This is a genomic window from Seongchinamella sediminis (genome assembly GCF_003457605.1).
GTDB classification, from domain to species: domain Bacteria; phylum Pseudomonadota; class Gammaproteobacteria; order Pseudomonadales; family Halieaceae; genus Halioglobus; species Halioglobus sediminis.
This window is the reverse complement of sequence record NZ_QRAN01000008.1, coordinates 15,149-37,294: the sequence shown is the minus strand read 5'-3', so window position 1 is coordinate 37,294 and position 22,146 is coordinate 15,149. Positions and strand designations below refer to the sequence as shown.

General features: G+C 61.6%; 21 protein-coding genes. 16 read left to right on the top strand and 5 right to left on the bottom strand.

Going from position 1 to position 22,146, the window contains the following annotated elements:
- Positions 1-19 precede the first annotated feature (19 nt).
- Genes DWB85_RS08890 through DWB85_RS08880 form a run of 3 tightly spaced genes read left to right on the top strand, consistent with a single transcriptional unit; the run spans position 20 to position 3,978 of the window.
- The gene (locus DWB85_RS08890; protein ID WP_117953869.1) at positions 20-829 is read left to right on the top strand and encodes an enoyl-CoA hydratase/isomerase family protein; all 810 of its coding nucleotides are present in this window, start codon (positions 20-22) and stop codon (positions 827-829) included.
- A complete protein-coding gene (locus tag DWB85_RS08885) occupies positions 829-2,820 on the top strand; it encodes an acetyl/propionyl/methylcrotonyl-CoA carboxylase subunit alpha (RefSeq protein WP_117953868.1) in 1,992 nt (663 codons plus the stop codon). The genes DWB85_RS08890 and DWB85_RS08885 overlap by 1 nt, the downstream gene beginning before the upstream one ends.
- Before the next feature lie 15 nt (positions 2,821-2,835).
- Positions 2,836-3,978, top strand: a complete 1,143-nt coding sequence (locus DWB85_RS08880) for an acyl-CoA dehydrogenase family protein (protein ID WP_117953867.1) — start codon at positions 2,836-2,838, stop codon at positions 3,976-3,978.
- 30 nt (positions 3,979-4,008) lie between these two features.
- Here DWB85_RS08880 and DWB85_RS08875 read toward each other — a convergent pair whose 3' ends face one another.
- The 4 genes from DWB85_RS08875 to DWB85_RS08860 form a co-directional block, all read right to left on the bottom strand.
- A complete protein-coding gene (locus DWB85_RS08875; RefSeq protein WP_117953866.1) occupies positions 4,009-5,157 on the bottom strand; it encodes an acyl-CoA dehydrogenase family protein in 1,149 nt (382 codons plus the stop codon).
- A 386-nt stretch (positions 5,158-5,543) separates the two neighbouring features.
- Positions 5,544-5,819: a PaaI family thioesterase gene (locus DWB85_RS08870; RefSeq protein ID WP_117953865.1), complete on the bottom strand. Its 276-nt coding sequence runs from the start codon at positions 5,817-5,819 to the stop codon at positions 5,544-5,546.
- A gap of 46 nt (positions 5,820-5,865) precedes the next feature.
- A complete protein-coding gene (locus DWB85_RS08865) occupies positions 5,866-6,270 on the bottom strand; it encodes a PaaI family thioesterase (protein WP_133300595.1) in 405 nt (134 codons plus the stop codon).
- An 85-nt stretch (positions 6,271-6,355) separates the two neighbouring features.
- Positions 6,356-8,350: a sodium-translocating pyrophosphatase gene (locus DWB85_RS08860; RefSeq protein ID WP_117953863.1), complete on the bottom strand. Its 1,995-nt coding sequence runs from the start codon at positions 8,348-8,350 to the stop codon at positions 6,356-6,358.
- Positions 8,351-8,609: 259 nt separating this feature from the next.
- Between DWB85_RS08860 and DWB85_RS08855 the strand changes: the two genes are divergently transcribed.
- Positions 8,610-9,443 (top strand): alpha/beta hydrolase, encoded by an 834-nt coding sequence (locus DWB85_RS08855; protein WP_117954029.1) that lies wholly within the window; start codon positions 8,610-8,612, stop codon positions 9,441-9,443.
- Here the strand turns inward: DWB85_RS08855 and DWB85_RS08850 are convergent.
- Complete coding sequence (locus DWB85_RS08850) at positions 9,440-10,693, bottom strand: alpha/beta hydrolase (protein ID WP_117953862.1); 1,254 nt, start codon at positions 10,691-10,693, stop codon at positions 9,440-9,442. The genes DWB85_RS08855 and DWB85_RS08850 overlap by 4 nt on opposite strands.
- 191 nt (positions 10,694-10,884) lie before the next feature.
- Here DWB85_RS08850 and mnmG point away from each other — a divergent pair, with 191 nt between their 5' ends.
- The 12 genes from mnmG to atpD all read left to right on the top strand — a co-directional run bounded on the left by mnmG (position 10,885) and on the right by atpD (position 22,144).
- Positions 10,885-12,789, top strand: coding sequence for a tRNA uridine-5-carboxymethylaminomethyl(34) synthesis enzyme MnmG (gene mnmG, locus DWB85_RS08845; protein WP_117953861.1), 1,905 nt, complete (start codon positions 10,885-10,887; stop codon positions 12,787-12,789).
- Position 12,790: 1 nt separating this feature from the next.
- On the top strand, positions 12,791-13,417 hold the full coding sequence (gene rsmG, locus DWB85_RS08840; RefSeq protein WP_239017276.1) for a 16S rRNA (guanine(527)-N(7))-methyltransferase RsmG: 627 nt from the start codon (positions 12,791-12,793) through the stop codon (positions 13,415-13,417).
- A gap of 28 nt (positions 13,418-13,445) precedes the next feature.
- The gene (locus DWB85_RS08835) at positions 13,446-14,273 is read left to right on the top strand and encodes a ParA family protein (RefSeq protein ID WP_117953859.1); all 828 of its coding nucleotides are present in this window, start codon (positions 13,446-13,448) and stop codon (positions 14,271-14,273) included.
- A 12-nt stretch (positions 14,274-14,285) separates the two neighbouring features.
- Positions 14,286-15,179 (top strand): ParB/RepB/Spo0J family partition protein, encoded by an 894-nt coding sequence (locus DWB85_RS08830; protein WP_117953858.1) that lies wholly within the window; start codon positions 14,286-14,288, stop codon positions 15,177-15,179.
- 395 nt (positions 15,180-15,574) lie between these two features.
- Entirely contained in the window at positions 15,575-15,958 is a 384-nt protein-coding gene (locus DWB85_RS08825; protein ID WP_117953857.1) for an ATP synthase subunit I, read from the top strand.
- 30 nt (positions 15,959-15,988) lie between these two features.
- Positions 15,989-16,873: a F0F1 ATP synthase subunit A gene (atpB, locus tag DWB85_RS08820; RefSeq protein ID WP_117953856.1), complete on the top strand. Its 885-nt coding sequence runs from the start codon at positions 15,989-15,991 to the stop codon at positions 16,871-16,873.
- A gap of 44 nt (positions 16,874-16,917) precedes the next feature.
- Entirely contained in the window at positions 16,918-17,145 is a 228-nt protein-coding gene (gene atpE, locus DWB85_RS08815; RefSeq protein WP_009020576.1) for a F0F1 ATP synthase subunit C, read from the top strand.
- 68 nt (positions 17,146-17,213) lie between these two features.
- The gene (locus DWB85_RS08810; RefSeq protein ID WP_117953855.1) at positions 17,214-17,684 is read left to right on the top strand and encodes a F0F1 ATP synthase subunit B; all 471 of its coding nucleotides are present in this window, start codon (positions 17,214-17,216) and stop codon (positions 17,682-17,684) included.
- A 13-nt stretch (positions 17,685-17,697) separates the two neighbouring features.
- Complete coding sequence (locus tag DWB85_RS08805; RefSeq protein ID WP_117953854.1) at positions 17,698-18,234, top strand: F0F1 ATP synthase subunit delta; 537 nt, start codon at positions 17,698-17,700, stop codon at positions 18,232-18,234.
- A 22-nt stretch (positions 18,235-18,256) separates the two neighbouring features.
- Entirely contained in the window at positions 18,257-19,801 is a 1,545-nt protein-coding gene (gene atpA / locus DWB85_RS08800) for a F0F1 ATP synthase subunit alpha (protein ID WP_117953853.1), read from the top strand.
- A gap of 6 nt (positions 19,802-19,807) precedes the next feature.
- On the top strand, positions 19,808-20,671 hold the full coding sequence (gene atpG / locus DWB85_RS08795) for a F0F1 ATP synthase subunit gamma (RefSeq protein WP_117953852.1): 864 nt from the start codon (positions 19,808-19,810) through the stop codon (positions 20,669-20,671).
- A 75-nt stretch (positions 20,672-20,746) separates the two neighbouring features.
- Complete coding sequence (gene atpD / locus DWB85_RS08790) at positions 20,747-22,144, top strand: F0F1 ATP synthase subunit beta (protein ID WP_117954028.1); 1,398 nt, start codon at positions 20,747-20,749, stop codon at positions 22,142-22,144.
- The last annotated feature ends 2 nt before the right edge of the window (positions 22,145-22,146 follow it).

Below are 22,146 nucleotides of genomic sequence, written 5' to 3'. Positions count from 1 at the left end.
CGACAAACGGGAGACAGCAATGCTACCTGAAACAGAACACATCCTGCTGGAGCAGCAGGCAGACACCCTGACCATCTGGTTTAACCGCCCGGAGGCGCGCAATGCCCTGTCGGCGCCGGTGATTGACGACCTGGCCCTGGTGCTGGAGGCACTGCCCGGGCAGGCAGATATCCGCTTCGTGATCCTGCGCGGCAAGGGCGGTGTTTTTTGTGCCGGCGGTGACCTGAAGATGTTCAAGACCGTATTCCAGGGCGAGGCTGACCGGGAGGAGATTATCCGCTCCAACGCCGATTTCGGCCGCCTGATGAAAGCGGTGCGGGCGGTGCCCCAGTTGTTCCTGGTGGTCATAGAGGGGGCCGCCATGGCGGGCGGCCTGGGTCTCGCCTGCCTCGCCGATGTCACCCTTGCTACCCGTGATGCCCGCTTTGCGCTGACGGAAGTCACCCTGGGCATTCCACCGGCGCAAATTACCCCGGTGATCATGGAGCGCATTGGCCCCTCAGAGGCCCGGCGCCTGCTGTTGACCGCCGCCCGCTTTGACGGCGAGGAGGCGCAACGGCTGGGACTTGTCCATTTTGTGGAAACCGATGCGCAGGCGCTGGCGGCGAGAACAGAGCAGCTGCTGCAGCAGGCCCGGGGTGGAGCGCCCGGTGCCATTGCGGCCACCAAGCAGATTATCAATGCCACCGGCCACCTCGCCGGCGACGAACTGGTGCGCTTTGCCGCCGAGCAATTTGCCGACTGCATGTTGGGAGAAGAGGCCAGAGAAGGTCTGGAGGCCTTTGCCGACAAGCGCAAGCCCGCCTGGAATAACACGGGGACAGCCTGATGAAACAGTTCGACAGTATACTGGTCGCCAACCGCGGCGAAATAGCGGTGCGGGTGATTCGCAGCGCTCAACAGCAGGGCTATCGCGCCATTGCCGTGTATTCGGCAGCGGATGCCGGCGCGCGCCATGTGCAGATCGCCGATGAGGCGGTGCTGATCGGCCCGGGGCCGGTCACTGAATCCTACCTGAACATGGAGCGGATTCTCGCCGCTGCCGCCACCACCGGTGCCCAGGCAATTCACCCGGGCTACGGCTTTCTGTCCGAGAACGCGGCTTTTTCCCGGGCCTGTGTCGACGCCGGCCTGGTCTTTATAGGCCCGGATCCCGAGGCGATAGAAATCATGGGTAACAAGGCGGCGTCCAAGCGCCGCATGCTGGCGGCGGATGTGCCCTGTATTCCCGGCTACCAGGATGAGGACCAGTCAGATTCGGCGCTGTTGGCGGCGGCCAGGGATATCGGTGTGCCGATTATGGTCAAGGCCGCCGCCGGTGGTGGCGGTCGCGGAATGCGCCTGGTGGCAACGCTGGAGGAGCTGCCGGTAGCGATCAGCTCGGCTCGCTCGGAGGCCGAGAATGCCTTTGGTTCGGGGGAACTGATACTGGAGAAAGCCGTAGTCCAGCCGCGCCACGTGGAGATCCAGGTCTTTGGTGACAGCCAGGGTAACGTCATCCATCTCGGCGAGCGGGATTGTTCGGTGCAGCGCCGCCACCAGAAGGTGGTTGAGGAAGCCCCCTGTCCGGTTATGACCCCGGAGCTGCGGGAGGCCATGGGCCAGGCGGCGGTGAACGCGGCGAAAAGCATTCATTATATTGGCGCCGGTACGGTTGAATTCCTGCTGGATGGCGAGGGCAATTTCTATTTCCTGGAAATGAACACCCGCCTGCAGGTGGAGCATCCGGTGACCGAAATGATTACCGGCCAGGACCTGGTGGCCATGCAATTCCAGGTGGCCCAGGGCTACCCGCTGCCCCTGTCACAGGAGCAGGTAACACTCACCGGCCATGCGATCGAGGTGCGGCTCTACGCCGAGGATCCCGGCAACGACTTTCTGCCCGCCACCGGCACTGCTCACCTCTGGGTTCCGCCTGCCGGTGAGGGCATCCGGGTGGACCACGGCTTGCTGCAGAGCCAGGAAATTTCACCCTTCTACGATCCCATGGTGGCGAAGATTATCGCCTGGGGTGAAGACCGGGATATCGCCCGGCGACGCCTGGTCCGCGCGCTGCAGAATACCTGCCTGTTCGGGCTGGCCAGCAACCGGGCTTTCCTGATCGATGTGCTGGGCAAACAGGCTTTTGTCGAGGGCGCGGCAACGACTGCGTTCATTGCCGAGAACTATCCGGACACTTTTGTCGATGCCGCGGCAACCGCTGTCGAGCCGATGGCGGCTGGCGCCTGCCTGATATACCGCGAATCCCGGCAGGCGGCGGCCGCGACCCTGCCGACATCCCTGCCGGGACTCAGTGGCTTCAAAGGCACCCGGGCCATGCGCAACCACTACCGCTTTGGCGATGACGACGTGCCGGTGGAGCTGTACCTGGAAGAAACCTCGCCGAACCACTACCGGGTCAGTATTGGGGAGCGAATCCTCGGCCTGCAGTGGCTAGCCGGGCAGGATAATCGCGCCCGCCTGCGCATCGATGACACCGAACTGAATATTGACTACGCCTTCACCGGCCAGGGCGAGGTGAGCCTGCAACTGCGCGGCGAGGAAACCCACCTGCGCAACCAGCTGGCCTTTACCCGCGGTGATGAGACCGTCGGTGGCAGTGGCGTCATTGTTGCCCCCATGCACGGCAACCTGATGCAAGTGTTCGTCAGCGTCGGCGACAAAGTAGCAGCCGGGCAGGATGTTGCCGTGATGGAGGCGATGAAGATGGAACACCGGCTGGTAACGCCGGTGTCCGGTGAAGTAACGGCTGTGAATGCCAGTGCCGGCCAGCAACTGGCGTCCGGCGCCCTGGTACTGGAAATAACTGAACAGGATTGACCCCGGGAAACAGCAATGCAGAATCCGTTTGAGACAGAGGAACGACGAACGTTCCGGGAAACCATCAGGCGCTACGTCGAAACCGAAATAAAGCCGTTTATCGATGACTGGGACGAGGCCGGTGACTTTCCCTGGCGCCTGCACGAGGAACTGGGCGACATGGGCTACTTCGGTTTTGGCGTTTCCGAGGACCACGGTGGCCTCGGCTTCGATGACGCCTTCATGCGTTTTGCCGCTGCCGAGGAGATGGCCAGAGCAGGGGGTACCGGTGTGTGGGCCGGCGTGGGGGGGCGCAGTATCTCCATTGGCCCCATCGAGCACCTCGCCAGTGAGGAGATCCGTGCGCGTTGCCTGCAGGATATCGTACTCGGCCGCAAGGGTTCCTGCCTGGCCATTACCGAGCCCAGTGGTGGTTCCGATGTCGCCAATATGCAGACCACGGCGGTGCGCGATGGCGACGAGTGGGTGATCAATGGGTCCAAGACTTTTATAACCGGCGGCATGAAAGGGGATTTCTTTGTGGTCGCCGCCCGAACCGGTGGCGAGGGCCTGGTGGGGATCTCCCTGTTTTTTGTCGACGCCGACACCCAGGGATTTTCCCGCTCCGCGCTGGAGCGGAAAATGGGTTGGTGGGCCTCCGATCAGGCGACCCTGTATTTCGATAACTGCCGAGTCCCCGCTGCCAACCTGATGGGCGAGGAAAACCACGGCTTTATCGCCATCATGAAAAACTTCAACTACGAGCGTCTGTCGATGATTGCCGGTGCCCTGGGCATGATGAGAACCTGTCTGGAGGAATCCATCGCCTGGGCCCAGGAACGGCAGACCTTCGGCAAGCCGCTGATCAGGCATCAGGCCATTCGCCACAAGATCGCCGAGATGTCGGCCCGGATAGACCAGATCGAAGCTTACGGCAACATGATTTGCTGGCAGGTCAACAAGGGCAATATGCCGGTTGCGGAGATCTGCAAGGGCAAGTTCGCCGCCACCAGGGCGCTGGAATACGTCGCCTCGGAGGCCATGCAGATTTTCGGTGGCGCGGCCTATCTGCGCGGCAATCCGGTGGAACGTATTTACCGGGAAGTGAAAGTCTTTGCTATCGGTGGTGGCTCCGAGGAAATCATGCGCGACCTGGCGGTGCGCCAGATGGGCCTGTAACCAGGCCCCGGGATACTGCTTGTGGCCGGATCAGCGTGCCAGCAAGCCCATGCGCTTGCCGATGATGCTTAGCATCACCTCGTCGGCGCCACCGCCGATGGCGGTCAGGCGCATATCGCGCATGGCCCGGCTAACCGGGTTGTCCCACATGTAGCCCATGCCACCCCAGAACTGCAGGCACTCGGTGGGGATGCTGGTAGTCAGCTTGCCCGCCTTCAACTTTGCATAGGACGCCAGCAGGGTGGGATCTTCGCCGTTGATGTACATTTCGCAGGCGCGGTAAACCATCGCCCGCAGGGATTCTACCTCCATCTGCATGTCCGCCAGTTTGGTGTTGATGATCTGGTTTTCCAGCAGCGGTTTACCAAAGGCCTCGCGCTGGCCGGTGTACTCCACGGTGGCGCGAATGCAGTTTTCCAGGCCCTTGATGGTGATCGCCGCGCCCGCCAGCCGCTCTTCCTGGAACTGCATCATCTGGTAGGTGAAGCCCATACCCTCCTCACCAATCAGGTGGCGCCGGGGGACCACGACATCGTCAAAAAACAGCTGTGCGGTATCGGACGCGCGCATGCCCAGCTTGTTCAGCCGCGCCGAGGTGGAGAACCCGGGGCTACTGGTGGGCACGATAATCAGTGACTTGTTCTGGTGCCTGGGGTCGTCCGAGGTATTGGCCAGCAGGCAAATATAATCCGCCTGGGTGGAGTTGGTAATCCACATCTTGGTGCCATTGATCACGTAATCGTCACCGCGCTTGCGGGCAGTGGTTTTAATTGCCGCCACATCGGAACCGGCATGGGGTTCGCTGACCCCGATAGCGGTGACCATATCCCCGGCAATAGCCGGGGCCAGGAACTCGCGCTTCAGCTCGTCGCTGCCAAACCGGGCCAGGGCGGGTGTGGCCATGTCAGTCTGCACCGCGATGGCCATTGGCACCGAGCCATGACTGGCTGCTCCCCATTCCTCCTGGGCGACCATGGCATAGCTATAGTCCAGGCCCAGGCCGCCGTATTCCTCAGGCTTATGGATGCCGAGCAGACCCAGGTCGCCGGCTTTCCTGAATACTTCATGTGCCGGAAAAATACCTGCCTCTTCCCATTCCTCCACGTGGGGGTTGATCTCCTTCTCGACAAACTGGGAAACGGTACGGCGGATTTCATTGTGCTGGTCGGTGAACTGCATGGTTGGCTCCTGTAAAAATCATGCTGCTGCAACGTGGCAATATTCTTGAGTATAACTATTTAAAATTCAAGCAATACTTAATACTGCTCCACCACCATCCCGGGCAGGTCCAGGACATTGTCACGTGCAGGTCGTGGTAATCGCCTGTAATGGATTATGAATCCAGGTTTTGCAATAATAAGGGCTGTGCAGGATTGCACGCTCGCGAACAGGGACGTTCGCACTTCACCGTCCGACGCGGGGAGGTCAGGTCCAGGGTCAGCGCCTATCCTGTCGCTTGACCAGTTCCCGACTGCGCCAGCCGATTACCAGCGGTGCTCTGCGCTGACCACCCCGGCCTTAATTTCCCTGCGCATCCAGCGAGCGTGGTTGTCTACAACCGCAGATCAGGCTTCCGGGATCAGGAAGTGCGCCCTGGCAATGGCACAGGGCGTGTCCCTGCTTTCCTGCCAGGCGCTGATGCTGACATTGGCAACCTGGCGGCCCTGGCGGGTAAGGGTGCATTGGGCAAAGGTATCCCGCAGTCGCGTGGGCCGCAGGTAATCGAGAGAGAAATTTTTGGTTTTTGGCACAACCGGCTGGGGCATTTTAGCGATCAGGTGCAGGGCCGCCGCCTGTTCCATGAACCCCCCGACAACGCCGCCATGGATAGCCGGCAACATGGCATTGCCGACCAGTTTCCGGTTCTCGGGCAGAATGAACAGGATTTCATGGTCCTGCAGTTGGGCCTCGATCCCCCCAGGCGAGACCTTCGACGAAGGCGATACGCCGGGTGACCCGGTAGGTTTTTGCCGCGGCAAATATATCCCTCCCGGACGCAACCACGCCAAGGTGGTCTATACGCAGGTCCAGGGTCGGGGTTATGCAGGCTCCCACCTCATCGTGGGTAATACTGGCAATGCCCAGGGTATGGTCAAGCAGCACCGTGAGCGCACCGCCATGCACCGCGCCGTTATCCGGGTTGCCCACCAGCTCATCCCGGTAGGGCAGGCACAGCTCGACCTCCTCATGGTTCACGCTGACCAGGTGAATTCCCTGGTACCGGGCGTGGGGTATGTAGTGGCACATCTTTGACAGCAGTTCGGATTTCTCCGAGGAACTCAATGCAGGCACAGCTCTCTCCCTGGGTGCTGCGGGATTATAGATCAGCGAAGAGAGTAATGTGCAGCGGGACCAGCGGGCCCCGCTGGCCACGGGCTTACAGCAGGGGGGCGATCACCAGGCTGACGATCGCCATGACGTTGATGAGAATGTTCATCGACGGACCGGATGTATCCTTGAAGGGATCGCCTACCGTATCACCGACGACCGCAGCCGCGTGGGTTTCCGAACCCTTGCCGCCCAGGTTGCCCTTCTCGACATACTTCTTGGCATTGTCCCAGGCGCCGCCGGCATTGGCCATCATCAGCGCCATCAGCACGCAGCCGAGCAGGGCGCCACCCAGCATGCCCCCCAGGGCCGTGGCGCCGAGGACAAAGCCCACCAGTACCGGTGTTGCCACCGCGATAGCCCCGGGCAAGATCATTTTCTTGAGCGCAGCGGCGGTGGCGATATCCACGCAGCGGGCGGTGTCGGGTTCGGCGTTACCCTCCAGCAGGCCGGGGATATCCCGGAACTGGCGGCGGATTTCGGTGATCATGTCAAAGGCAGCCTCACCGACAGCGGTCATGGTGATGGAGGCGATCAGGAACGGCACGGTACCGCCGATAAACATACCCACCAGCACCGAGGGGTCGGACAGCTCCAGCGCAAAGCCCGGGTTGTTGGCTTCCACCGTCTCCACGAAGGCGGCGATAATCGCCAGTGCCGCCAGCGCCGCCGCGCCGATGGCGAAGCCCTTGCCGATGGCGGCGGTGGTGTTGCCGACCTCATCCAGTCCATCGGTGATCTTGCGGGTCTCCTCCCCCATGCCGGCCATCTCGGCGATGCCGCCGGCGTTATCGGCGACCGGGCCATAGGCATCGATGGCCATGGTGATGCCCACGGTCGCCAGCATGCCCACGGCGGAAATACCGACCCCATACAGGCCCGACATGCTGGTAGACACCCAGATGATGGCGGCGAGGAAGAGGATGGGCAGGACCACGGACTGCATGCCCACCGCCAGGCCGGTGATGATGACGGTGGCGGGTCCGGTTTCACCCGCTTTGGCAATCCGCACCACCGGTGTGGAGCCGGTGTAGTACTCGGTGATCAGGCCAATCAGGACACCGCCGACGGCACCGGCCACCACCGAGAACCAGATCTGGATCCCCAGCCCCATGCCCTGGATCAGGAAGTAGGCCATGACGGCAAAAACCACCGGGGCGGCGAGAGTGCCGGTTCTCAGTGCCACTTCCGGTGCCGCATTGCTGCGGGCGCGGACGATAAATATGCCGGCCAGGGAAGCGAGCAGGCCAATCGACGCCAGGCTCAGGGGCAGGAACATCATCGCCCCTTTTTCCTCGGCGGATATGGCCATGGTGGAGGCGATGGCGATACAGGCGATCATGGAACCGCAGTAGGATTCAAAGATATCCGAGCCCATACCGGCAATATCGCCCACGTTGTCCCCGACATTGTCGGCGATGACACCCGGGTTGCGGGGATCGTCTTCGGGGATACCGGCTTCCACCTTGCCCACCAGGTCAGCGCCGATATCGGCGCTCTTGGTAAAGATACCCCCGCCAACGCGCGAGAACAGCGCCACCACCGAGGCGCCCATGCCAAAGCCATGAATGGCGTGAGCCGTGTGCGGGTCGCCGCCGAAGTACCAGTACAGGCTGCCGAGGCCCACCAGGCCCAGCGAGGCGACGCACAGCCCCATGATGGAGCCGCCGTAGAAGGAGATGGCCAGGGCCACGTCCTGGCCGTGATTGTGGGCAGCGACGGCGGTCCGCACGTTGGCCTTGGTGGCGGCAAACATCCCCAGGAAACCGGCAATGGCCGAGGACAGCGCGCCCACCAGGAAGGCAATGGCGGTGTTGATGCCCAGCGGCGATATAAAGATTGCCGCCAGCAGGGCCAGGGCGAAAATCGACAGCATCTTGTATTCGCGCTGCATGAACACCATGGCGCCAAGATGGATCTGGTCGCCAATTTTCTTGACCACGCCGTCACCGTGATTGTGCCGGGTCATGATGTGATAGATGATGAAAGCGACGGCCAGGCCGGCCAGCCCGAGCAGGGGGGGTACCACATGATATCCAGACATACTGCTGACTCCATGCTGTTTATTATTTGATCTCGCCCCTGCATGCTACCCAAAATGCGCCGGCTTGCACAAGCACCGCTGCCCTGGTAACCCGTCGCCGCTGGCGCAACCGGCATCTGGCTGAGGCTTCGCCAGAACGGTTTTAACGCGGGCAACCATGGTCCGTGTCCGGTATATGTTTTATCCTCAGCGTCCCCGGGCCCGCCAGCCCCGGGACGACATTGGCAAATTCCGCAACGAACGGGGACGGGGAGCGAGCGTGCAACATCAGGAAGGAACGCTGGAGGGCGCCGCCGGGCATTCGGTGTATTACCAGTACTGGCTGCCCGGGCAAGAGGCGCGGGCGGTCATTCTGCTGGCCCACGGGGCCGGCGAACACAGTGGCCGCTACGCGGCAGTGGCCGAACAGTTCTGCGCCAATGCCTATGCGGTCGCGGCACTGGATCATATCGGCCACGGTCGCTCCGACGGGGACTATGGCCACATGGCCAGCTTCGATGACCACCTGGAAACGCTGGAGCGCTTCCGGCAGCAGGTGGCGGCGAGGTTTCCCGGCTTGCCGATGATCCTCATCGGCCACAGCATGGGCGGCTTGATCAGCAGCTGTTTCCTGTTGCGCCACCAGCAGCAGTTTGCCGGCTGCGCGCTGTCCGGTCCTGCCATCAAGAGCGACCTGGAGCCGGGATTCCTGCAGCTGGCGCTTATCCGCCTGCTGTCCCGGATAGCGCCGCGGCTGGGGGTGCTGCAACTGGATGCCACCGGCGTCAGCCGGGACCCGGCGGTGGTTAAAGCCTACGTCGAGGACCCGCTGGTCAATCACGGCAAGATGTCAGCGGGCTTTGTTGCCGGCCTGTTCACGGCGATGAACGAGATCCAGCAGCGGGCCGGGGAAATCAGCCTGCCGCTGCTGATCATGCACGGTGAACAGGACTCCATGGCCTCCCCGGCGGGGGCTGAATTCCTGTTCGATGCGGTGAGCTCCGCGGACAAGCAGTTGAAGCTCTATCCCCACCTGTACCACGAGATTCTGAACGAACCTGAGCGGGAGCAGGTAATGGCGGACCTGCTGGCCTGGTGCGAGCAGCGGCTTTAGCCCGCCCCGTCCCGGTGCCGGACCCGCGCCCACTCCAGAAAGCGGTGCACCCCGTCAACCGTGTGTTCGGTGCGCAGTGAATGCATGATCTCCCAGGCGTGTTCGGCGCCCGGCATTTCCACGTAGACCACGGGCTGCTCTGATTCGTCCGCCAGTTTTTCCACGAATACCTGCGCGTCCCTGACCGAGGCCAGGCTGTCGTGGCTGCCGTGGAGCACCATGAACGGCGGGGCGTCGCTGCGCACCTGGGCAACCGGGGAGGCCAGGTCCCACAGTGCCGGGTTGTCCGCCACCGTCTCATGCATGACCTTGCCGTTGAGGAATTTCTGGTAGACAGCGCGGTTGGGATGCTGGCCGTAACGCACCAGGAAGTCGTAAACACCGTAGAAGGGCACTGCCGCCTGTAGCGAGGTGTCGGTATCCGGGTTATCCGGCTGCAGTTCGGGACGATTGGCCGTCAAGCCCATCAGCGCGGCGAGATGGCCCCCGGCGGAGCCGCCGGTGACCGCAATGAAGCTGGTATCCATACCATATTCTGCGCCATTTTCCCGAATCCAGCAGAGCGCCTTCTTGCAGTCCAGCAGGTGGGTGGGAAAAGCCACGCTGGGACTGAGGCGATAGTTGGCCGCCACGCAGATCCAGCCGCGGCTCGCCAGGTGGTACATCAGGGGCAGCGCCTGGCGCTTTTTGTCGCCGATCATCCAGGCGCCACCGTGGATCTGGAACAGCACCGGACAACCCCCCTCGGGAATAACCCGGGGCCGGTAAATATCCAGCTGCTGGCGCACACCGTGGGGACCGTAGGCAATGTTGCGCACTACCTCGACCCCGGGTACACCCATGGCGAAGGGGCTGCGCCAGTCGTTAAAGCGGACCTCACGCCGCAGGGTGCTGCTGCGCGCCGGTGGAATCTCGCTGCGATAGCCGTAACCGAGACCGTCCAGCAGCGCGCTCTCTACCGTGTCGCGGGCGTGGGTGGATTTCCAGATGCTCCAGAGGAGTCCGCTCCAGCTCACCACCAGTACCAGCATTGCCAGGCTGCCGAGGGTGGAGTCGGTGGCGCCGCCGATGGCCAGCAGCCAGGCCAGCAGCGCCTGCAACGGTAGCCAGATCCAGGCCAGTTCAGTCGCCAGCAGGGCAGTGGCAAAGGTTCCCCAGGGCACGGCCTTGCGCGGTTTTACCCGCGAGCTGAATACGGTGTACATAGAGGCAACGTTGAAAGCAGCCAGGAACGTCAGCAGCCAATCCATAGTGGTAGTTCCCTTGTTTGATCAGTGAATGATGGCCGGCGCAACGGTAATCGCGCCGCGGGTCACTTTATACGAGCTGCGGAAGCGTTGTCCAAGGCAGTGCGGCCGGCATTTTTACCGGCGAACAATTTTTGAACACCAGCAGCGGCCCACGTATAATCGCGCCCCCAAACTCAGGAGGTTGGACCCGGGTGGAATTCAAGCAACAGTTCGATGTCATCGTGATCGGCGGCGGCCACGCCGGGACCGAGGCCTGCCTGGCGGCTGCCCGCATGGGCTGCCGGACGCTGTTGTTGACCCACAGTGTCGATACCCTGGGCCAGATGTCCTGCAACCCGGCCATTGGCGGCATTGGCAAGAGTCACCTGGTAAAGGAAGTGGACGCGCTGGGCGGCGCTATGGGCCGCGCCACCGACCGGGCTGGTATCCAGTTCCGGGTGCTGAATTCGCGCAAGGGTCCCGCGGTGCGGGCGACCCGCGCCCAGGCCGACCGGGTGCTGTACCGCAATGCCATCCGCCAGATCCTCGAGCAGCAGGAAAACCTGAGTATTTTCCAGCAGCCGGTGGACGACCTGTTGATCGAGCACGGGGCCGTCGCCGGCGCGATCACCCAGATGGGCGTGACCTTCCGGGCCCCGCGGGTGGTATTGACCACCGGCACCTTCCTCGGCGGCAAATTGCATATCGGCCTGGAGAACAGCGCCGGTGGCCGTGCCGGTGACCCGCCCTCCATTGCCCTGGCCCAGCGCCTGCGCGAGCTGCCGTTCCGGGTCGAGCGGCTGAAAACCGGCACGCCGCCGCGGATCGATGCCCGCACCGTGGACTTCTCCGATCTCGAGGAGCAGTGGGGCGACCAGCCGCAGCCGGTCATGTCCTTTATGGGCGATGTTGCCGAGCACCCGCAACAGCGCTGCTGCTGGATTACCCACACCAACGAACGCACCCACGATATTATTCGCGCCAGCCTGGACCGTTCACCCATGTTCTCCGGGGTGATCGAGGGCGTTGGCCCGCGCTACTGCCCCAGCGTGGAAGACAAGATCCACCGTTTTGCTGACAAATCGTCCCACCAGGTGTTTATCGAGCCCGAGGGCCTCACCACCCCGGAGCTGTACCCCAATGGCATCTCCACCAGCCTGCCCTTCGATGTGCAGGTCGACCTGGTGCACTCCATCAAGGGTTTCGAAAATGCCCACATTACCCGGCCCGGGTACGCCATCGAATACGACTTTTTCGACCCCCGGGACCTGCAGTACTCGCTGGAGACCCGGGCGCTGCCGGGCCTGTATTTTGCCGGCCAGATCAACGGCACTACCGGTTACGAGGAAGCCGCCGCCCAGGGCCTGCTGGCCGGGCTGAATGCGGCCCTTGCGGCGCGCGGGGAGGAAGCCTGGTGCCCACGCCGTGACGAGGCCTACATCGGGGTGCTGGTGGACGACCTGATTACCATGGGTACCATCGAGCCCTACCGCATGTTTACCTCCCGCGCCGAGCACCGGCTGCTGCTGCGCGAGGACAACGCCGATCTGCGCCTGACGGAAAAAGGTCGCCAGCTGGGCCTGGTCGACGACGCCCGCTGGCGCCGTTTCGAGCACAAGCGCGAGGCCATTGCCGCCGAGACGGCGCGCCTGGGCAGCACCTGGATCCAGCCGGGCAGCGATGAAGCCGGGCAACTGGCCGGCAAACTGACCAGCCCGCTGGCCCGCGAGTATTCCCTGGCGGACCTGCTCAAGCGGCCGGAACTGGAGTACGCCGATATCGCCAGCCTCAAGGGCGAACCCACGCCTGACCGGGAAGCCGCCGAGCAGGTGGCCATCCAGGCCAAGTACGCCGGCTATATCGAGCGCCAGCAGGGCGAAATCGACCGCCTGCGCCGCTATGAAAACACCCGACTGCCGGCAGATCTCGACTATGCGCAGGTGGATGGCCTGTCCAATGAGGTGAAGCAGAAGCTGGGCCATGCCCGCCCCGACACCCTGGCCCGGGCCGGCCGTATTCCCGGGGTCACGCCCGCCGCCGTCTCCCTGTTGCTGATCTACCTGAAGAAGCGGGGAGCGCTGGCTGCTGCCGGCAGCGACGCGCGCAAACTTGCCTGACCTGGACGCAGCGCTGAGTGACAGGCTGGCGCGGGGTTGTGCCAGTCTGGGCGTCGGTACGCAGGAAGAACAGGGTCAGCTCCTGACCTACCTGGCGTTGATGGTCAAGTGGAACCGCGCCTATAACCTGACCGCGGTGCGCGAACCCCGGCAAATGGTCACCAGGCACCTGCTCGACAGCCTGGCTGTGGCAGCGCACCTCAGCGGCCAGCGCCTGCTGGATGTAGGCACCGGCGGCGGCCTGCCGGGCGTGCCGCTGTCGATCCTGTTTCCCGAACGGGAATTCCACCTGCTGGACAGCAACGGCAAAAAGACCCGTTTCCTGTTTCAGGTGAAAACTGCGCTGGGCTTGGATAATATGACCGTTCATCAGGCGCGGGTGGAGGCCTTTGACCAGAGTCCCTTCGACACAGTGCTGTCGCGGGCATTCGCCTCGCTGGCGGATATGGTCTCCGGTTGCCGCCACCTGCTGGCACCCGGGGGACGCTTTCTCGCCATGAAAGGCGCCTTTCCAGAGGCAGAGATTGCCGCCGTGGAAGACTGCTGCCAGATCCAGGCCGTGCATCCGCTCGCGGTGCCGGGGCTGGGGGAGCAACGGCACCTGGTGGTGATGACTTTGCGCGACTGATAGCGCCAACAACAGACCAGGGGATTTTGTGGCCAGAATTATCGCAATTGCCAACCAGAAAGGGGGCGTCGGGAAGACCACGACTTGTGTCAACCTGGCTGCCTCGCTGGCGGCCATGAAAAAGCGCGTGCTGCTGGTGGACCTGGATCCCCAGGGCAATGCCACCATGGGCAGCGGCATCGACAAGTACAGTGTTGAGCGCAGTATTTACGATGTGCTGGTGAACCGGGCCCCGGTCAGCCAGGTGGCGCAACATGCCGCCGACAGCGGTTTCGACGTGCTGCCCTCAAACAGCGACCTGACAGCCGCCGAAGTGGAGCTGATCGAGGTGGAACACAAGGAGCGCAGGCTGCGGGCGGCGCTGCGGGAAGCCTCCGCAGCCTATGATTACATGCTGATCGACTGTCCGCCGTCACTGAATATGCTGACCCTGAACGCACTGGTGGCGGCGGACGGCGTGATAATTACCATGCAGTGCGAGTATTTTGCCCTCGAGGGCCTGTCTGACCTGATGCGCACCATTTCCCAGATAGCCGAAACCGTGAATCCGCAACTGCAGATAGAGGGCATACTGCGCACCATGTATGACCCCCGCAACAGCCTTACCAACGAGGTGTCCAACCAGCTCCACAGCCACTTCGGCGAGAAGGTATACCGCACGGTGGTGCCGCGCAATGTGCGCCTGGCGGAAGCGCCCAGCCACGGTATTCCCGCCATGTATTACGACCGGTTCTCCCGCGGGTCCAAGGCCTATATGGCGCTGGCGGGGGAAATCATCCGCCGTGAGGAGAAGCTGGCCCAGGCGGCGGGAACGCCAGTGGCGGGCGTAGCGGCGCCCCTTCCGGCAGCAGAGTAACGGAGAGTGAGGATGTCGAAAAAACGCTCCCTGGGAAGAGGCCTCGATGCCCTCTTGGGTGCCAGCGCCACCGCCAGTGCAGCCGCCGAGGCCGCAGAAACGCCGGTGGCGGAGGTGGCAGCCGACCCGGACAACACCCTGAAATCACTGGCCGTGGACCTGATTCAGCGCGGCAAGTACCAGCCACGCCGGGACATGGAGCCCGAATCCCTGCAGGAGCTCGCCGACAGCATCAAGGCCCAGGGGGTCATGCAACCCATTGTGGTGCGGCCCGTTTCCGACCGCAAGTATGAGATCATCGCCGGTGAGCGCCGCTGGCGCGCCACCCAGCTGGCCGGTCTCGACACCATTCCGGCGGTGATCCGCGATGTGCCCGACGAGGCCGCCATCGCCATGGCCCTGATCGAGAATATCCAGCGGGAGGACCTCAACCCTATCGAGGAAGCCGCGTCGCTGCAGAGGCTGCAGCAGGAATTTGACCTCACCCAGCAGGAAGTCGCCAACGCGGTGGGCAAATCCCGGTCCACGGTGACCAACCTGTTGCGACTGATGACCCTGCAGGAAGACGTCCGCCGGCTGGTTGAACACGGTGACCTGGAAATGGGCCATGCCCGGGCATTGCTGGGCTTGACCGGGGGTGACCAGTCCCACGCCGCCGCCCAGGTGGTGGGCAAGGGCATGTCGGTGCGCCAGACCGAGGCCCTGGTGCGCAACATGCTCGCGAGCAAAGACAAGCCAGCGCCGGCAAAAACCATCGACCCGAACATTCGCCACCTGCAGGACGACCTGTCCCAGCGGCTGGGTACCAAAGTGCAGATCCAGCACGGTGCTGGCGGTAAGGGCAAGCTGGTGCTGAACTACAGCTCCCTGGATGAACTGGACGGGATTCTTGCGCACATCAAGTGAGCGCGTAGCGCTCATCACGGCATGCCGGAATTCACTTCCCCCACCCAATGGATGCATTCCGGTGTGCGCCGCAATGACGGCAGTGATGGCGAAAATTTCCGCTGTGAAAGTGACAGAATGAGGGGACCAAGGGCGCTGGAGCGGTGACTCTGGCACTGATCCACATCATCTGGTGGATAGAAAATAATCAGTACACCATATAAGCCACCAGGCGAATAACCGCGGCAATAAGCCGACCATCGTGTCGGGAAATTGCCCCTAAAAGCGTTTATTTTTAATATCGATAGCGACGATAGCGCGGTTGAACCCGCCCCTCAATCACCCTATAATGCGCGCGCCCTGAACGAGGATGAATCCCGTGTGGCTATTGGTTAGGGGAGTAGCGAGAGGCAGACATGCCCGGTGCTGAAATAGCACGTCCTCCTGTTCATCGCATCACTCTGGCTCAACTGGCGATCCTGACATTGCTGTGCCTTCCTTTATTGGCATACGACCAGGTGTTGGCCTGGTCACTGGCAGCCGGAGGCTTGATTGCCATCGTGCCGCAGGCTTATTTCTCCCGGCTTGCCTTTCGCTGGCGGGGGGCGACATCCGCCAGGGCAGTGGCCCGGTCCAGCTACGCTGGGGAAATCGGCAAGTTTTTGCTGAGTGTTGCCGGGTTTGCCGTTGTCTTTGCAACGGTGCGGCCGATCAGTGGCCTGGCCGTATTTGCCGGTTACCTGGCAATGCTGGCAATACAGATTATTGGTAGCTGGCTGCTGCTGACCCGCAGCCAGTGAAATGAGAGACAAACGCAAGAGTTCCGATAAATGGCAGCTGCAGGCGAAGAACTGACAATCTCCGGATATATTGTCCACCACCTGACCAACCTCACCTATGGCAAGTTGCCTGCCGGTTATGAGCGCTACGACGGCAGCATTGTCGGCGAGGGCGGCACCTGGACCATGGCTCACGGCGGTGCCGAGGCCGCGGCCATGGGCTTTAACGCCATTCACGTGGATTCCATGCTCTGGTCGATTGGCCTGGGTATCGTGTTCTGCTGGATCTTCCGCTCGGTGGCGAAAAAAGCCGAAGCCGGCGTCCCCAGCGGCCTGGTCAATGCGGTAGAAATGATAGTCGGCTTTGTCGACAACACCGTCAGGGATACCTTCCACGGCCACAACAAGCTGGTGGCACCGCTGTCCCTGACCATATTTGTCTGGGTGTTCCTGATGAACCTGATGGACCTGATTCCGGTAGACCTCATTCCCCACACCTTGATGCTGCTGGGCGTTGAATACCAGAAGATTGTGCCCTCTACCGACCCCAATATCACCATGGGCATGGCTGTGGGCGTGTTCATCCTGATGCTGTACTACTCGATCAAGGTGAAAGGGTTTGGCTTTGTAAAGGAGTTGACCCTCAACCCCTTCAATCACTGGATCTTTATTCCCGTGAACCTGTTCATGGAAGTGGTTGGCCTGCTGGCCAAGCCCTTCTCCCTCGGCCTGCGTCTGTTCGGTAACATGTACGCCGGTGAGATGATCTTTATTCTGATTGCAGCCCTGTTCAGTGCCGGTATCGCCTGGATGGTACCTGCGGGTCTGCTGCAGATGGGTTGGGCGATTTTCCACATCCTGGTAATCACCCTGCAAGCATTTATCTTCATGGTGCTGACGATTGTCTATATCAGCATGGCCCATGAGGATCATTAATCAACTTTCAATCAACTTGGTTCTTTAAACTCTAGGAGAAAATCATGGAACTGATCTACGTTGCTGCCGCCATCATGATGGGTCTGGGTGGTCTTGGTGCCGCCATCGGTGTAGGCCTGCTGGGCGGAAAGCTCATCGAAGGCTCTGCCCGCCAGCCTGAACTGGCTCCCAAACTGCAGGTTACCTTCTTCCTGGGCGCTGGCCTGGTAGACGCGATTCCCATTATCGGTGTTGGTATCGCGATGTACCTGATCTTCGTTGTAGCAGGTTAATAAGAGATATTGTTTAACGGGGCCGCAGTGGTTTTGGCTGGCCCCCTACAACCTGTGAGGAGAAGAGCGTGAATATAAATCTTACGCTTATTGGACAGATGATCGCGTTTGTCTGCTTCGTGTGGTTCTGCATGAAGTTCGTTTGGCCGCCTATCCTGGCCGCCATGGAAGAACGCGAGAAGAAAATTGCCGATGGCCTGGCCGCCGCCGACCGCGCGAGCCACGACCTGGAACTGGCGAAGGAGAAGGCGGTAGAGCGCCTGAAGGAAGCCAAGGCAGAGGCCGCGGGCATTGTCGATGCCGCTAACAAGCGCGCAGCGCAGCTGGTTGAAGAAGCCAAGGACGCGGCGATTGTCGAGGCGGATCGCGTGAAGGCCTCTGCACAGGCAGAGATCGAGCAGGAAACCAACCGCGCGCGGGAACAGCTGCGTGGCCAGGTGGCCGCACTGTCTCTGGCCGGCGCCGAAAAGGTTCTGGGTGCCGCTATCGACCGGGATGCTCATAACGAGCTGGTCGAGAAGCTGGCCTCAGAGCTGTAATCGCGAGGGAGCTATGGCTGAACTAAGCACACTGGCACGCCCTTACGCCAAGGCCGCTTTCGAGTACGCCCGCGAGCACAACGCGCTGGCCCAGTGGTCACAACAGTTGGCCACCGCCGCTGCGGTTGCCGCCAACGAGGGCATGGACTCGGTACTGGACAACCCGTCCCTGACCGATGAACAGCAGGCGCAAACCATGAACGAGGTTTGCGGCGACGCAACTGGCCAGGAAGTGAAGAATTTCATCAGTATTCTCGCTTCCAACAAGCGCCTGTCACTGCTGCCGGTCATTGCCGATCAGTTCGAACTGCTGAAGTCGAACCTGGAGAAGTCGGTAAACGTGGAAGTTGTCTCCGCCTTCGACCTGAGCGAAGAGACCGCAAACAGGCTGGCGGATGTACTGGGCAGGAAACTCGAGCGCGAAGTGAAGGTAAGCACCTCCACTGACCAGGACCTTCTGGGTGGCGTATTAATCAGGGCCGGTGATCTGGTGATCGATGGCTCCGTGCGCGGCAGGCTGAACAAGCTGGCCGAAGCAATGAATTCCTAGCATTAGGATTGAGGAACAGAGCATGCAGCAACTGAATCCATCTGAGATTAGCGAGATCATCAAGTCGCGCATCGATTCACTCGATGTGTCGTCGGAAGCTCGCAACGAAGGCACCGTGGTTTCCGTAACCGACGGTATCATTCGTATCCACGGTCTCGCCGACGTAATGTACGGTGAGATGATTGAATTTGAAGGCGGCATCTACGGTATGGCGCTGAACCTGGAGCGCGACTCCGTCGGTGCGGTAATCCTCGGCGATTACAAGGGCCTGGCGGAAGGCCAGAGCTGCCGTTGCACCGGCCGCATCCTGGAAGTACCCGTAGGCCCCGAACTGCAGGGCCGGGTGGTAGACGCCCTGGGTAACCCCATCGACGGTAAAGGCCCCGTCAACGCTTCCATGACCGATGCCCTGGAGAAAGTTGCTCCCGGCGTTATCGCCCGTCAGTCGGTCGACGAGCCGGTACAGATCGGCCTGAAAGCGGTTGACTCCATGGTGCCCATCGGCCGCGGCCAGCGTGAGCTGATCATCGGCGACCGCCAGATCGGCAAGACCGCGATTGCGGTTGACGCCATCATCAACCAGAAAGGTTCCGGCATTAAGTGCGTCTACGTGGCCGTTGGCCAGAAGGCATCTTCCGTCGCCGCGGTTGTGCGCAAGCTGGAAGAGCACGGCGCCATGGAGCACACCATTGTGGTTGCCGCCACCGCATCCGACCCGGCCGCCATGCAGTACCTGGCGCCCTTCGCCGGCTGCACCATGGGCGAGTACTACCGCGACCGCGGTGAAGATGCCCTGATCATTTACGATGACCTGACCAAGCAGGCCTGGGCCTACCGCCAGATCTCCCTGCTGCTGCGTCGCCCCCCGGGCCGTGAAGCCTATCCCGGTGACGTCTTCTACCTGCACTCGCGCCTGCTGGAACGAGCTGCCCGGGTTAACGCCGACTACGTCGAGAAGTTCACCAACGGTGAAGTCAAGGGCCAGACCGGCTCATTGACCGCCCTGCCGGTCATCGAGACGCAGGCCGGGGACGTATCCGCCTTCGTACCGACCAACGTGATCTCCATCACCGACGGCCAGATCTTCCTGGAAGCGGATATGTTCAACGCGGGTATCCGCCCGGCGATGAACGCCGGTATCTCGGTATCGCGGGTAGGTGGTGCAGCCCAGACCAAGATCATGAAGAAGCTGTCCGGCGGTGTCCGTACCGCGCTGGCGCAGTACCGCGAACTGGCTGCATTCTCCCAGTTCGCTTCTGACCTGGACGATGCCACCAAGGCCCAGCTGGACCACGGTGAACGGGTAACCGAGCTGATGAAGCAGAAGCAGTACTCGCCGCAGTCCATTGCTGAAATGGGCCTGGTGCTGTACGCCGCCAACGAGGGTTACCTGAACGACGTTGAGGTGGCCAAGATTGGCGATTTCGAACACGCGCTGCTGTCCTACATGCATGCCGAGCACGGCGACCTGATGAGCAGCATTGTCGAGAGCGGTGACTACAACGACGAGATCGAGGGCAGCTTCAAGGCCGCGATCGAGAAGTTCAAGTCGACTCAAACCTGGTAATTTACTATGGCAGCCGGAAAAGAAATCCGCACCAAGATCTCGAGCATCCAGAGCACGCAGAAGATCACCAGTGCCATGGAAATGGTTGCTGCTTCCAAGATGCGCAGGGCTCAGGACCGCATGCAGCTGGGCAAGCCCTACGCCCGCCGCATGCGTTCGGTTGTTGGTCATATCGCCAACGCGGCCCCCGAGTACAAGCACATGTACATGGAGCAGCGCGAGGTCAGGCGAGTGGGCTACATCATTGTATCCACCGACCGTGGTCTTTGCGGTGGCCTGAACATCAACCTGTTCAAGACCACCGTGAAGTCGATGAAAGCGTGGAACGAACAGGGCGTTGAGATCGAGCTCAGCCTGGTTGGCGCCAAGGCCGCTGCATTTTTCAACAGCTATGGCGGCAACGTCACCGCGGCCGTGCGCGACCTGGGTGAAGAGCCCTCGTTGGCCGACCTGATCGGCGGCGTCAAGGCCATGCTGGATGCCTACGCTGATGGCAAGATTGATCGCCTGTACCTGGTCAGCAACGAATTCGTCAACACCATGACTCAAACCCCCACCGTGGAGCAGCTGCTGCCCCTGGAAGCGGAAGAGTCTGACGAGATGAAGCATCACTGGGACTACATTTACGAGCCCGATGCGAAAGAATTGCTGGAAGGCCTGCTGACCCGCTATATCGAGTCCCAGGTGTACCAGGCGGTAGTGGAAAACGGCGCCTGTGAGCAGGCCGCGCGGATGCTGGCGATGAAGAACGCCACCGAAAACGCCGGCGAGCTGATCGATGACCTGCAGCTGATTTACAACAAGGCGCGCCAGGCGGCGATTACCCAGGAGCTGTCTGAGATTGTTAGCGGCGCCGCGGCGATCAGCTAGCCGATGGCTGCAAATTCGGCTGCGGGTGCTACCCACGGCCAGCAAGAACTGAATTTTGAAATAGAGGATCCGGACATGAGTAGCGGACGAGTCGTACAAATCATCGGCGCGGTAATCGACGTGGAATTCCCACGTGATGCCGTGCCCCAGGTCTACGATGCACTGAAGATCACCGAGAAGGACACCACCCTGGAAGTCCAGCAGCAGCTGGGCGACGGTGTGGTTCGCACCATTGCACTGGGTTCTTCCGAGGGCCTGAGCCGTGGTCTTTCAGTCGAGAGCACCGGCGCACCGATTTCCGTGCCGGTGGGCCAGGAAACCCTGGGCCGCATCATGGACGTGCTGGGTAACCCCATCGACGAATGTGGCCCCATCGGTGAAAAGGAGCGTGCTCCCATTCACCGTGATGCGCCCGCCTATGATGAGCTGTCCGCCGCGGAAGAGCTGCTGGAAACAGGCATCAAGGTCATCGACCTGGTGTGCCCCTTCGCCAAGGGTGGCAAGATCGGCCTGTTCGGTGGCGCCGGTGTGGGCAAGACCGTAAACATGATGGAGCTGATCAATAACATTGCGATTCAGCACTCCGGTCTGTCGGTTTTTGCCGGTGTCGGTGAGCGTACCCGTGAGGGTAACGACTTCTACTACGAGATGCAGGAATCCGGCGTGGTAAACGTGGAAACCTTCAGCGAGTCCAAGGTGGCCATGGTATACGGCCAGATGAATGAGCCGCCCGGTAACCGTCTGCGCGTGGCGCTGACTGGCCTGACCATGGCCGAGAAGTTCCGTGACGAAGGCCGTGACGTACTGTTGTTCATCGACAACATTTACCGTTACACCCTGGCGGGCACCGAGGTATCGGCACTGCTGGGTCGTATGCCCTCAGCGGTAGGTTACCAGCCCACCCTGGCGGAAGAGATGGGTGTACTGCAGGAACGTATTACCTCTACCAAGGTGGGCTCCATTACCTCTATCCAGGCGGTATACGTACCGGCGGACGACCTGACCGACCCCTCGCCGGCAACCACCTTCGCCCACCTTGACGCGACCGTAGTACTGTCCCGGGACATCGCCGCCAAGGGTATTTACCCCGCGGTTGATCCGCTGGACTCTACCTCCCGCCAGCTGGACCCGCTGCTGATCGGCAACGAGCACTACGACACCGCCCGCGGTGTGCAGAACGTGCTGCAGCGCTACAAGGAGCTGAAGGACATCATCGCCATCCTGGGTATGGACGAACTGTCCGAGGAAGACAAGCAGACAGTAGACCGCGCCCGTAAGATCGAGCGCTTCCTGTCCCAGCCCTTCCACGTGGCGGAAGTATTCACCGGCTCGCCCGGTAAGTACGTGTCCCTGAAAGACACGATCGCAGGCTTCAAGGGTATCCTCGCCGGTGAGTACGACCACCTGCCGGAGCAGGCCTTCTACATGGTTGGCGGCATCGGAGAAGCTGTCGAGAAAGCCAAGAACCTGTAAGT